Genomic DNA, 12,898 nt, shown 5'->3' with positions numbered 1-12,898 from the left:
GCTTGCCAGCATGGCAGGGGCAAACTCTTTTTACGGCGATTCACGCAGCCGCCGTGGTTTCGGCTCGCGTATCAACCCGAAACGCGGCGTTTGGCGCGGTATGGCGGCGGTTTCCGGCTCCGCCAAATCGGCCAGAATAGGGCAGTCGGGGCGCGCATTGCCGCGGCAATGGCCGGCAAGGCGTTCCAGCGTTTGCGCCATCGACTGCAGTTCAGCAATCTTGGTTTTCAGCACCGCGATATGCGACAGCGCTACGGCTTTAACATCAGCGCTGGCGCGTTCGCGGTCATGCCACAACAGCAGCAATGCAGATATCTGTTCAACGGAAAAACCCAGGTCGCGTGAACGCCGGATAAAACGCAGGCTATGCACCTCAGGCATACCGTAGTGGCGATATCCCGCATCGGAGCGAGCCGCTCTCGGGATCAGGCCTATTTGCTCGTAATAGCGAATCATCTTCGCCGAAACGCCGGATAATTTGGCGGCTTGTCCGATATTCATCCTGTCCTCCTGTTACGATGATGCCGATATCCCGGTGGGGTGCGCTGCTTCTGCCACCGCTGCAGCGCGGCTCTCGACGGCCATCGGCGCGTGAAAACGTTTTAGCCGCAGCGCATTGCCAAGAACGAAGACGCTGGAAAGCGCCATCGCGGCGGCGGCGAAGATCGGTGAAAGCAACGTGCCGTTCAACGGATAGAGCAGGCCCGCCGCCACCGGGATCAGTATGGCGTTGTAGGCGAAGGCCCAAAACAGGTTCTGCTGGATGTTGCGGATCGTCGCCTGGCTGAGCGCAATGGCGTTCGCTACGCCGCGCAGATCGCCCGACATCAACACCACGTCGGCCGCTTCTATCGCCACATCGGTGCCTGTGCCGATAGCCAACCCAACGTCCGCTTCCGCCAGCGCAGGCGCATCGTTGATGCCGTCGCCGACGAAGGCGACTTTCGCGCCGCTACTGCGGAAGGATTTCAACGCCGCCACCTTGCCCTCGGGGAGCACTTCGGCCGCGATTTCATCAATCCCCAGTTGCCGGGCGATCGCCGCCGCCGTTGCGGCGTTGTCGCCGGTGATCATCGCAACCTTGAGCCCGAGCGCATGCAATGCCGCGATGGCTTCCGGCGATGTTTCCTTAATCGGATCGGCAACGGCGATCACCGCAGCCAAACGGCCGTCGATGGCGGCATAAAGCGGGCTTTTCCCTTGGGCGCCGAGGCGTTCGGCGACGGACCGAAAACTTGTCACATCAAGCCCGAGTTGTGTCATGAAGCGATCCGCGCCGACGGAAACCGCCCGGCCGCCGAGGTTGGCCGAGACGCCGAAACCCGGTACGGCATCAAAACTGTCGACGATGGCGAGCGTGAGATCACGTTGTTTTGCCGCCGCGACGATCGCTTCGGCGATGGGGTGTTCGGATCGCGTCTCGACCGCGGCGACCAGGGCCAACACCTCGTCATAGTCGAAGCCCTCTGCGGGTTCGAGGTCGGTCAGCTCCGGGCGGCCTTTGGTCAGCGTACCGGTTTTATCGAGAGCGATAACGCTGACATCGCGCAGCGCCTGCAGAGCCTCACCTTTGCGGAACAATACGCCCAGTTCGGCGGCGCGCCCGGTGCCGACCATGATCGAGGTTGGCGTCGCAAGCCCCATGGCGCAAGGGCAGGCGATGATCAGCACCGCGACCGCATTGACCAGTGCGAACGTCAGCGCCGGGGTGGGGCCGAGGACCAGCCAGACCAGGAACGTCAGCGCCGCAGCGGCCATCACCGCAGGAACGAACCACATGGTGACCTTATCGACCAACGCCTGAATCGGCAGCTTGGAACCCTGCGCTTCTTCCACCAGTCGGATGATTTGCGCCAGGACGGTATTCGCGCCGACTTTTGTCGCCCGGAAACTGAACGCGCCGGTTTTGTTGATGGTGCCGCCGACCACGTCGGCCCCCACGATTTTCTCGACCGGCACCGGTTCACCGGTGATCATGCTTTCATCGACATAAGACGCGCCTTCGATGACCTCGCCATCCACCGCGATTTTCTCCCCCGGCCGGACGAACACCACATCGCCGGTAACCACCTGCTCGAGAGGGATTTCGACCGTTCCGCCATGCCGCTGGACGCGCGCGACCTTGGGTTGAAGGCCGACGAGCCGTTTGATGGCCTGCGAGGTGCGCCCCTTGGCGCGTGCCTCCAGCACGCGTCCGAGCAGGATCAGCGTGACGATGACGGCGGCGGCCTCGAAATAGACGTTGGCGGTGCCCTGCGGCAACACCTCGGGGGCGAAGGTGGCGACCAGCGAATAGCCGTAAGCCGCCGCCGTGCCGACCGCAACCAGCGAGTTCATATCGGGAGCGCCGCGCAGCAGCGCCGGAACGCCTTTGCGGAAGAAGCGCAGGCCGGGGCCAAATAAAACCAAGGTGGTGAGGACAAACTGGATATACCAGCTCGTCTGCGCGCCCAACACCTGCATGACCCACTCATGTATGGCGGGAATGAGGTGCGAGCCCATTTCCAACAGGAATACCGGCAGGGTAAACAGGGCGGCGCCGAACAGGGCGCGCCGCAACGCGCGCGCCTCGTTTTCGCGCTGTTCGGCGGCCTGGTCGTCCGCGCTGGCGCTATCCGCCGTCAAGCGACGAGACGTATAGCCGGCACGGGTGACGGCGGCTTCCAGATCGCCTGCGGATACGGTGCCGGCGAGATAGCGCACCCGCGCGCGTTCGGTCGCCAGGTTGACATTGGCCTCGATCACGCCGGCAACCTGGGCCAACGCTTTCTCCACCCGGCCGACACAGGAGGCGCAGGTCATGTTTTCGATCGCCAGTTCGACGGTTTCCTCTCGCACCGTATAGCCGGCGCCTTCAATAGCGCGAACGGCGGCCTGCGGATCGGCCTGTCCGTTGAACGTGATGTCGGCGCGTTCGGTCGCGAGATTGACCGTGGCCGCCTGTACGCCCTGAATCGCGCTCAAGGCACGCTCGACGCGCCCGACGCACGAGGCGCACGTCATGCCTGCAACCGGCAGGCTCAGACGCGCGGACGAAGGCTGAGGTAAGTGGGTATTGGATGCGTTCATGTTACGAGCCCTTAAAAGAGTAACGGGTATCAAAAGGCTAGAGCTTCCCATCGCGGGAAGGTCAAGGTTTACCGTCAACTTTTTTCGCTATGGACGAATTACCTGCGCCGCGGCAGTCGCTCATCGCCGTTGCGCACACTTCCCAGCCACCACCGAGCGCTTTATAGATGCTCACCACGGCAAGCCGTTGCCGGGTGCGTGCGTGCGCCACAGCCCGCCGACTGCTGAAGTCGGCCCGTTCGGCTTCGAGAACCTCCAGGTAAATGCCCTGACCCGCCGCAAAGCGCAGCCGGGAGAGCCTCGCCGCTTCGCGGTTCGACGCCGCTTCGAGCAACCGCAGCGCAAGCAGGTCGGCCGCTTCGACGTAGGCTTTGAAGGCATCATCCGTTTCACGCAGCGCACGCAGCACCGTCTGGTCATAAATCAATAACGCCTGTCGCGCCTGCGCCTCGCTGGCGGCGATCCGGGCGCGCACGCGGCCGATATCAAGAAATGACCAACGAATGATTGGCGCGATGAAGCCGGACAGCACGCCGGCGCCATTTATCGCATCGAGATTGCCGGCGACCAGTCCGATCGAGCCTCGCGCCTCAACGTGCGGGTAGAGATCCGCTGTTTCAACGCCAATCCGGGCGGTGGCCGCGGCCAGCTCCCGCTCCGCCGCCGCAATGTCGGCGCGCCGGGCAAGCAGGGCGCCGGGCGTACCCACGGCGATAGCCCGCAGCGCAGGCAGCTGACTCTCCCGTTCGGTGGCCGGAGGACGGAATGTTTGGGGCGTTTCGCCAAGCAGCGTCGCCAATACGTTGACGGCGGCGGATCGGCGGCGTTCCAGTTCCGGCGTCGTCGCTTCGACGCTGAGCAAGAGCGCCTCGGCGCGCAATCGGTCAACTTCGCTGGCGACGCCGGCACGCATTTGTCTTTCAATCTGCGCCAGGCTTTCACGCTGGCTTTGGTTGATGTCGGCGACCACCTTAAGTTCGGCCTCAACACCGCGCAGTTCGAACCAGGTGGCGGCCACTTCGGCGGCGACGCCCGCCTGAACGCCCCGCAGCAGTGCTTCACGGCTTCCCGCCTGCGCCTGAGCGAGTTCAACCGAGCGCCGAACGCGCCCAAAGAGGTCGATTTCCCATGCGGCGTCAAGCGCGCCGCGGTAGGTTTCCGCCTGGCGCGGCTGGGCGGCCATTTTTTCTGCCTCCCCCCGTCGACGCGTCTCATAACTCAACGCGACGTCGCCGCGCGGCAGGAAATCCCGCCGTTGTTCACGCAACAGGGCCTTGGCTTCGTCCAACCGGGTGACGGCGATGCCGACATCATGGTTCGCCGCCAACGCGCGCCGAATCAATTCGGTGAGCGCCGGATCGTCGAAGATGCGCCACCATGCGATCTCGACATCGCCGGCGCCGAGTCCCGCCGGCGACGGGCCGAAGCCGGAGAGAGGCCGGGGGGCGGGCGGCGAGTAATCTGGACCGACCGCCGCACACCCGGTTAACAAGGCGATCGCACTCAGCGGCAATAAAAAGGTTCTACGAAGATTTCTCATCAGACTCGCTCCTTACGCTGGCTTTGCCTTTGGTACGGTATTGCTCGAATCGCGCCGTCAGGCCGCGGATCACCACATAAAACACCGGTGTCAGGAACAGGCCGAACAAGGTCACGCCCAGCATGCCGGCGAATACCGCAACCCCCATGGCATGGCGCATTTCCGCACCCGCACCGCTGGCGAAGATCAACGGAATGACGCCGGCAATAAACGCGATCGAAGTCATCACGATCGGTCTTAGCCGCAGTCGGCAAGCCTTAATCACCGCCTCGAGCGTGTTTGCACCTTCATCCTCCAGACTGCGGGCAAACTCGACGATCAGGATGGCGTTTTTGGCGGCCAAACCGACCAGCACAATGAGGCCTATTTGCACGAAAACGTTGTTGTCGCCCCCCAACAGCCAGACGCCAATCATGGCGCTCAACAGACACATCGGCACGATCAGCAGTACGGCCAAAGGCAGCAGCCAGCTGTTGTATTGCGTGGCCAGAATGAGATAAGCGAGCAGTACGCACAGTGGGAAAATGAACAGCGCCGCGTTGCCCGCGAGCTTTTGCTGATAGGTGAGATCGGTCCATTCGACGGTCATGCCTTCCGGCAGCGTCTCTTTTGCCAGTTGCTCCATCAAGGCCACCGCTTGACCGGAACTGACACCTATCGCCGCGCCGCCCGAGATATCGGCCGATGGGTAGCCGTTGTAACGGATGATGCGATCCGGGCCGGAGCCGGGCGTCACGGTAACAAAGGAAGACAGCGGCAGCATGTCACCGGCCGCGTTGCGCACCTGCAGTCGGCCGATGGCTTCCGCTTGCATGCGATGGTTGGCATCGGCCTGGGCGGTCACCTTGTAAGTGCGGCCGAATCGGTTGAAGTCGTTGATGTAAAGCGAGCCGAGGTAGATTTGAAGCGACTCGAACACATCCGCCAGGCTGACACCCTGACTTTTCGCCTGCGTACGGTCGATAACCACATCAAGTTGCGGCGCATTGATGTCCAGGCTGGTCATCAGACCGGCGATCTGTCCCGATTCGGTGGCTTTCACCATCAGGAGCCGCGTGTGCTCAACCAGAGACTCAAGCCCCGCGCCGCCGCGATCTTCCACCTGCATCTTGAATCCGCCGGTGGCGCCGAGACCGGGGACGGGCGGTGGCGGAAATACGCCGAGGAAACCATCGGGAATGTCGGCGAACTTCGCCTGCAGCCGACCAGCGATGGCTGACGCGGCCAGATCGGGCGTGGCGCGTTCTTTAAACGGATCGAGCATGACGAACATCACGGCGGCGTTCGGCACATTGACGAAGCCGTTGATAGACAGTCCCGGAAAGGCCACGACGCTTTCCACCCCGGGTTCCGCCAGCGCGATCTTCGACATCTGTTTAACGACCGCATCGGTGCGATCCAGCGAGGCCGAGTTGGGCAATTGGGCGATGCCGACGAGATAATACTTATCCTGCATGGGCACGAAGCCCGGCGGTACGGCCTGGAAGCCGAAAAACGTCAGAACGAGCAGCCCGCCGTAAATGGCCAGCGCCACGCCGCTGACGCGCACCGTTTTACGCACGGCATTGGCATACGCGTCCGGCGCGCGTTGGAAAGGCCGGGCGGCGGCTTGCACGATACGCTGAATACGGCCGGGAGCGCGATGTTCCGCCGGATGCGGCCGCAGCAGCAAGCCGGCCAGCGCCGGGCTGAGCGTCAGGGAATTGAGCGCCGACAGCAGGGTAGAAATGGCGATAGTCAATGCGAACTGACGGTAAAATTCCCCTTGTAAACCGCTCAGGAACGCCGTTGGAATGAACACAGCGGCCAGCACTGAGGTGATGGCGATGATCGGCCCGGTGACTTCATCCATGGCGAGCCGTGCGGCTTGCTGCGGCGTTTTACCGTTTTCGATGTGCCGTTCGACATTCTCTACCACCACAATAGCGTCATCGACGACGATACCGATAGACAACACCAAACCGAACAGGGACAGCGTATTGAGCGAGAAGCCCATCAAATGCATGATGGCGAACGTGCCGACCAGCGAGACCGGCACCGCGAGCAGCGGAATGAGCGAGGCTCGCCAGCTACGCAGGAACACTACCACCACGATCACCACCAGCAGGATCGCCTCCAGCAGGGTCGTCACCACCGATTCGAGCGATGCCTGCACGAAAACCGTCGGATCATAGGCGATTCGTGAGCTGAGCCCGGCAGGGAAGTCGCTTTCCAGGCGTTTGACGGTCGCTCTGACCGCCCGAGCGACGTCCAGCGCGTTGGCGCCCGGGCTCTGAATGATTTGCAGCGCGACGGCCGGCTCGCCGTCGAGCAGGCTGCGCAGCGCATACGCATCGGCGCCCATTTCTATACGGGCGACGTCGCGCAAGCGGGTCACCTGGCCGTCGCTGCCGGTGCGGATGATGATATCGCCAAACTGTTTCTCATCGGCCAGCCGCCCCAGGGTATTGACCGTAACCTGAAATGCGGCATTGGAGTCGGGCGCCTGACCGACGGAACCGGCCGCCACCTGCACGTTTTGCTCGCGCACCGCAGCGATCACATCGCCGGCGGTTAGCCCGCGTGCGGCGATCAAATCCGGATCCAGCCAGAGCCGCATGCTGTATTCGCCGGCTCCCCAAACCTGGACATCGCTGACACCCGGAATACGGGACAGCTCATCACGAACCTGCAGGTAAGCGTAATTCGAGATATACAGCGGATCGTAGCGTTGGTCGGGCGACAGAAGATGCACCACCATCAGGATGTCCGGTGAGGTTTTCTGCGTCACCACGCCCTGATGCTGCACCTCTGCAGGCAACCGGGGTAACGCGCGCGCCACCCGGTTTTGCACCTGGATCTGCGCCATGTCGGCATTCGTTCCTTGCGCAAACGTGACGGTCAACGTCATTCGGCCGTCGGTCGCCGCCTGTGAAGACATATAAAGCATGCCTTCAACGCCGGTGATGGCTTGCTCCAGCGGCGTGGCCACCGTTTCCGCGATCACTTTCGGGTTGGCGCCGGGGTAAAAGGCGGTCACTTGGACGGTGGGCGGCGTGACCGCCGGATATTCGCTCAGCGGCAATTGGAACAGCGCCACGATGCCGGCGATCAACGTCAAGATGGAAAGAACAATGGCGAAGATCGGGCGTTTGATGAAGAAGCGGGGAAATGTCATGTCGCATCTCCCATCGTGTTCGGTTGTGTCGCCGGCGTGCCGTCAATCATCGTAGGGCGGGGGGTGACCGCCATGCCGGGGCGCACCAGCCCTTTCACCACGATGCGTTCTCCCGGTTGCAGCCCTCGCTCTATCACGCGCATCCCATCAACAACCGGGCCAAGTTCTACCGGGCGGTATTCGGTCTTGTTGTTTTTATCGACGACCAGGACATAACGACGGCTTTGATCGGTGCCAATTGACCGATCGGCAATCAACACCTTCGCCTGTGGTGCGCCGGTTTCCAGCTTGATCTTGGCGAACAGCCCCGGGGACAGCCGTCCATCGGGGTTATCGATTACCGCGCGCAGGCGTACCGTGCCGGTCGTCCGTTCGGCAGCATTGGCGATAAAGTCGACGCGGCCGGGACGTGAGTACGTTTTGTCGCCGATCAACGCCGTCATGACCTTGATCTCATGCGTTGCCGTCTTATCGCGCCAGGCGGCCAGCGATTGCAAATAGGTGCGTTCATCGACGTCAAAGTAGACGTGGAGTGGGTTGACGGAAACGATGGTGGTGAGCGCCGTGACGCCGCTGGCGACATAGTTGCCTTCGGTGATGAGCGTCCGCCCGACGCGCCCGGCGATTGGCGCGGTGACGCGCGTAAACGTCATGTCCAATTGCGCCGCCGTCAACGCCGCCTTTGCCGCGTTGACCCGAGCCTTACTCACATTCATCGCGGCAGTGGCGGCATCGAAAGGCTCGCGGGCGATGACTTTTTGGTTGAACAGCGTTCGGGCGCGCGCAAAGTCGGCCTGGGCGAGCGTAGCGGTGGCTTCGGCCTCTTGCAGTCGCGCCGCTGCAGCGTCCAGCGCCGCCTGGAAGGGCCGCGGATCGATACGAAATAGCGGATGGCCTTTTTCAATGACGCGCCCTTCAGGGACGTTCACGGCCTGTATGTACCCGGCGACCCGCGGCCGCAGCTCAACGCGCTGGACGGCGGTCAGGGAACCGCTGAATTCGACAAAAGGGGTGACCGGACGCACCAGCACCTCGGCCACCGGTACGGCAGGTGGCGGCGGTGCGGTGGCGGACGGTGCGCTGTCGTTGCACCCGGCGACGGCGAAAGCGATGCTTACCGCCGCTGCCGTCGAGAGGAGAGTTTTAGCTTTCATCATTTGACCTTTTCTACCGACGTCGACTGTGGAATTTACTGCGTAGCAGCAGCTCATCCTGCGTTATCCGGCTTCCAACGTTGGCAAGGTCAAGCGATTTAGGGCGGGGCGATAGTGCGGTCGCTGATACCCGCATGACGAGTGACAATAACCTCGTGCCGCAAGAGCGGTACGAGGTTGCGCGTTTATTGCTGCAGTACCTCGGCGAACTTCGCCAGCCACTGCGGATGCGCCGGCCAGGCCGGGGCGGTGACCAGATTGCCGTCGACGTGCGCCTGATCGATGCCGATCTCCGCATAATGACCGCCGCCGAGCCGCACCTCCGGCGCGCAGGCCGGGTAGGCGCTGCAGGTGCGGCCTTTCAACACTCCGGCCGCCGCCAGCAGCTGCGGGCCGTGGCAAACGGCGGCGATCGGTTTTTTCGCGGCGTCAAACGCCTGTACCAGCGCGATCACGTCGGGGTTCAGACGCAGGTATTCCGGCGCCCGACCGCCGGGGATCAAGAGCGCATCGTAGTGCTCTTCTTTGGCGGCGGCGAAGTCGGCGTTCAGGGTGAAACGGTGGCCGGGTTTCTCGCTGTAGGTCTGCGCGCCGTCAAAATCGTGGATCGCGGTCTGGATATAGTCGCCGACGGCTTTGCCGGGGCACACGGCGTCCACCCAATGGCCGATCATCTGCAATGCCTGAAACGGCACCATGGTTTCGTAATCTTCGGCGTAGTCGCCGACCAGCATCAGGATCTTTTTCTTGCTCATGATCACAACTCCTGCAGGAGGGGGAATGCCTAAGGTATAGCCCAGCCCCCCTTGGAATGCGAACCGCAAAGTGCTGTGGAATACAGGATACAAAAGCGTAAAAATTGAGTTGACTTTCTTGGTAAGAATAAAGGCCATAATTATCTTGGCGATCTAATCAGTAATGAATTTGATTTTCGTTTGTTTCCTATGATAGAAAAACGGCTCCCCACTAAATGGAAAGGAAATCTGCTAGCACGCTTCATACGAACACATAAGAATTCTGTGATTATTACCATTGCGTAATAATGGAAAGCACTTATTTAATTTTTTATTATTTTGAAGGAACAAGAAAATGCCTATTTTAAAACGCTGTGCCACAGCCTGCGCACTGGCGCTGAGCCTGCTGGGAAGCTCGGTTGCAGCACACGCTGGGGAACAAGAGGAGCTCACCCAAAAACTGGATGAGTCGGTAATGACGTATGCTTACTCTAAGAGTAGTAGCGATATGGACACCATTAATGAACTGATAAAAAATGGCGCTCACCCCACTATTCAAACGGTATGGTATGCCGCCTATTACAAACAGCCGGCGCTGCTCGATCGTTTTCTTGATATGTCGGTGAATGTGAACCAAGCCATCAGTGACAATGGAGAAACCGTATTGTTGTCAGCGTTGGGAAATACGGACAAGTCTGAATTATCCGATGATGACCTTCACATTTTACAGAGCTTGCTAAAAGCGGGTGCCAATACCAATGTCATTGCGCAAGGGGGGACTAATACACCGCTTATTGCCGCCGCCCAAAGCCAAGGAGCCGCACCCGCGCTGGTGAAATTGTTGCTGCAATTTGGTGCGGATGCCAAGCAGGTTACCCCGCAAGGATTCTCACCGATAATGGGGGAAGGGGCGGCTAATCTGGAGGTCATCAAACTGCTGGTAGCCGCCGGTACAGATCCTTATGGCGTGAGCAAGGTAGGATCAACGCCTTTGCACTTTGTTTGCACGAGGGATTCTTCCCAGGACGGCCAGCCGGACCCGCAAGCGGCGCAGCGTATCGCCTTGTTGCATAAACCCGGAACCTCTATCGATGCCCAACCGGCCCAGCAACAGGCCTGGCCTGTTGGCACACCGCTGCTGGAAAGCCTGACCAGCAATAATCCTGACTGCGTCAAGGCGTTGTTGGCTGCGGGTGCTGATAAAGATGCGCTGGCCTTCCCGGCAGAGTATGTGGCAGCAGATCCAAGCGTAAAAGGTAAAACGGTTCGTCAGAATATACTCGGGGCGGCAGAAAAATATCCCGACCTGTATTCGCCAGAAATCGTGGCCTTGTTTCAAAAATAGGTGAAAACGAAAAAGGGGGCTTTCGCCCCCTGATAAAATGGCCCGTTCGCAGGCCAAATAAGCCGGTATCAACCTGGGTAGATGCCGCGCTCTTTACGTGCGGTCAGGATGCGCTCACAGGCCACGATGTAAGCGGCGGTGCGCAGGCTGCACTCTTTCTCGGCCGCCTTGTTCCAGACGTGGACCATCGCGTCGGTCATGATCTTGTCCATGCGCTCGTTGATCTCGGACTCGCTCCAGAAGTAGCTCGCCATGTCCTGCACCCACTCGAAGTAACTGACCGTTACGCCGCCGGCGTTACAGATAACGTCCGGAACCACGGTGATGTTGCGGGAACGCAGAATGTCGTCCGCTTCTGGGAAGGTTGGGCCGTTAGCCCCTTCCAGCACCAGTTTGGCGCTGAGGATTTCGGCGCGCTGGCGGGTGATCTGGCCTTCCAGCGCCGCAGGGATCAGGATGTCCATGTCGACCGACCAGAACGCTTCGCTCTCGATCTCGCTGGCGCCAGGGAAACCGGCGATCTGCTTGTGCTTGGCCTGGTATTCGGTCAGCGCGGCCAGGTCGATGCCGTCGGCGTTGAACAGGGTAGCGGAGTGGTCCTGGATGGTGACGACGCGCGCGCCGACGCCGACGAACAGACGGGCCGCTTCGCTGCCCACGTTACCGAAGCCTTGTACCGCCACTTTGGCGCCTTCGATCTGCACGCCCAGACGCTTGGCCACTTCGCTGCCGGTGACGAACACGCCGCGGCCGGTCGCTTTCTCACGGCCCAGGGAGCCGCCGAGGTGGATGGGTTTGCCGGTGACCACGCCGGTGATAGTGGTGCCGTGGTTCATGGAGTAGGTGTCCATCATCCAGGCCATCACTTTGGCGTTGGTGCCGACGTCCGGCGCAGGAATGTCTTTCTGTGGCCCGATGATGAAGCCGATTTCACTGGTGTAGCGGCGGGTCAGTCGCTCCAGTTCACCTTCAGACAGTTTGAACGGGTCGACGCGGATGCCGCCCTTGGCGCCGCCGTACGGCAGGTTGACCGCGGCACACTTGATGGTCATCCAGGCGGACAGGGCCATCACTTCGTTCAGATCGACGTCAGGGTGGAAGCGGATGCCGCCTTTGCCCGGCCCGCGCGACAGGTTGTGCTGTACGCGGAAACCTTCGAAGTGACGGATGGTGCCATCGTCCATCTGCAGCGGGATATCGACAATCAAAGCGCGCTTAGGGTGACGCAGCGTATCAACCCAGCGTGACAGGTCGCCGAGGTAAGGGGCGACGCGATCGATTTGTTGCAGATATGTAGCCCAAGCGGTGGTGCTGCTGTCTGAAGCGTAGGATAGCTTTTCCATAACCAACCTTTATATATTAGAGGTATTTATTTCGTTTAACCGTGGATTAGCAAGCGCATAACACTTTGCGACGCTAAATTTACCACTAATTATGCCGGTTGTTAGCCCCCCTCTCATCGGGCCAGCGGACGGTTTTTCGCCGCCTGCAGAGCGATAAATGAATAGTTAATTACTTTTTGTCGGCGGTGAGCGATCACATGCATAATTTATGCATATAAAGCGCATAAAAACCCTTTTTATCTATTTTTCAGAAGCTTGAATGTGATCAAAAAGTTTCATTTTATTTAACTGCCATGTTGACAATGGCATTTCCCCTCGCCAGAGTTAAATTAATGTTAAAACGGCTCCGGCGTCGTTTTTTTGTTGCACAAGGGAAAGTATAACCATTTGATATTGTAGTGTTTACCCACCACGCTCAGGCTTTGTACGCCAAACGTGGGCGATACGACGGCTCACGAGAGCATTTTCTTGGTACCCATTATTATTACCTCCCTGTCACAACGGGGCGGGCAGCGTTTGGTCTCAATTTTTTTGCCGGTTAGAGCGCCCGCGGGCG

At 60.4% G+C, this 12,898-nt stretch carries 8 protein-coding genes; 1 reads left to right on the top strand and 7 read right to left on the bottom strand.

Features of this window, described 5'->3' with window-relative positions:
• Window positions 1-30: 30 nt before the first annotated feature.
• The 6 genes from cueR to WFM45_RS08280 form a co-directional block, all read right to left on the bottom strand.
• Complete coding sequence (cueR, locus tag WFM45_RS08305; RefSeq protein ID WP_033633013.1) at window positions 31-501, bottom strand: Cu(I)-responsive transcriptional regulator; 471 nt, start codon at window positions 499-501, stop codon at window positions 31-33.
• 12 nt (window positions 502-513) lie between these two features.
• A complete protein-coding gene (locus tag WFM45_RS08300) occupies window positions 514-3,069 on the bottom strand; it encodes a heavy metal translocating P-type ATPase (RefSeq protein ID WP_049277844.1) in 2,556 nt (851 codons plus the stop codon).
• A 61-nt stretch (window positions 3,070-3,130) separates the two neighbouring features.
• A complete protein-coding gene (locus WFM45_RS08295; protein ID WP_336955108.1) occupies window positions 3,131-4,609 on the bottom strand; it encodes an efflux transporter outer membrane subunit in 1,479 nt (492 codons plus the stop codon).
• Window positions 4,593-7,766, bottom strand: coding sequence for an efflux RND transporter permease subunit (locus WFM45_RS08290; RefSeq protein ID WP_121976737.1), 3,174 nt, complete (start codon window positions 7,764-7,766; stop codon window positions 4,593-4,595). Before WFM45_RS08290 ends, WFM45_RS08295 begins: the two co-directional genes overlap by 17 nt.
• Window positions 7,763-8,923, bottom strand: coding sequence for an efflux RND transporter periplasmic adaptor subunit (locus WFM45_RS08285; RefSeq protein ID WP_269814190.1), 1,161 nt, complete (start codon window positions 8,921-8,923; stop codon window positions 7,763-7,765). Before WFM45_RS08285 ends, WFM45_RS08290 begins: the two co-directional genes overlap by 4 nt.
• A 182-nt stretch (window positions 8,924-9,105) precedes the next feature.
• Window positions 9,106-9,675 carry a DJ-1/PfpI family protein gene (locus WFM45_RS08280; protein ID WP_033633016.1) on the bottom strand — a complete coding sequence of 190 codons (570 nt, stop codon included), beginning with the start codon at window positions 9,673-9,675 and terminating at the stop codon, window positions 9,106-9,108.
• A gap of 334 nt (window positions 9,676-10,009) precedes the next feature.
• Here WFM45_RS08280 and WFM45_RS08275 point away from each other — a divergent pair, with 334 nt between their 5' ends.
• On the top strand, window positions 10,010-10,999 hold the full coding sequence (locus WFM45_RS08275; protein ID WP_213928994.1) for an ankyrin repeat domain-containing protein: 990 nt from the start codon (window positions 10,010-10,012) through the stop codon (window positions 10,997-10,999).
• A gap of 68 nt (window positions 11,000-11,067) precedes the next feature.
• Here the strand turns inward: WFM45_RS08275 and WFM45_RS08270 are convergent, their stop codons facing one another.
• Complete coding sequence (locus WFM45_RS08270) at window positions 11,068-12,342, bottom strand: Glu/Leu/Phe/Val family dehydrogenase (protein WP_004937972.1); 1,275 nt, start codon at window positions 12,340-12,342, stop codon at window positions 11,068-11,070.
• Between the last annotated feature and the right edge of the window lie 556 nt (window positions 12,343-12,898).

The organism is Serratia sp. KG1D, assembly GCF_037150675.1.
GTDB classification, from domain to species: domain Bacteria; phylum Pseudomonadota; class Gammaproteobacteria; order Enterobacterales; family Enterobacteriaceae; genus Serratia; species Serratia nematodiphila.
This window is presented reverse-complemented; position numbering and strand designations above follow the sequence as displayed.

Coding starts and splice junctions, on each gene's coding strand:
- WFM45_RS08300 (WP_049277844.1), bottom strand. CDS start 3,069: ATGAACGCATCCAATACCCACTTACCTCAGCCTTCGTCCGCGCGTCTG.
- WFM45_RS08280 (WP_033633016.1), bottom strand. CDS start 9,675: ATGAGCAAGAAAAAGATCCTGATGCTGGTCGGCGACTACGCCGAAGAT.
- WFM45_RS08270 (WP_004937972.1), bottom strand. CDS start 12,342: ATGGAAAAGCTATCCTACGCTTCAGACAGCAGCACCACCGCTTGGGCT.
- WFM45_RS08285 (WP_269814190.1), bottom strand. CDS start 8,923: ATGATGAAAGCTAAAACTCTCCTCTCGACGGCAGCGGCGGTAAGCATC.
- WFM45_RS08275 (WP_213928994.1), top strand. CDS start 10,010: ATGCCTATTTTAAAACGCTGTGCCACAGCCTGCGCACTGGCGCTGAGC.
- WFM45_RS08290 (WP_121976737.1), bottom strand. CDS start 7,766: ATGACATTTCCCCGCTTCTTCATCAAACGCCCGATCTTCGCCATTGTT.
- WFM45_RS08295 (WP_336955108.1), bottom strand. CDS start 4,609: ATGAGAAATCTTCGTAGAACCTTTTTATTGCCGCTGAGTGCGATCGCC.
- cueR (WP_033633013.1), bottom strand. CDS start 501: ATGAATATCGGACAAGCCGCCAAATTATCCGGCGTTTCGGCGAAGATG.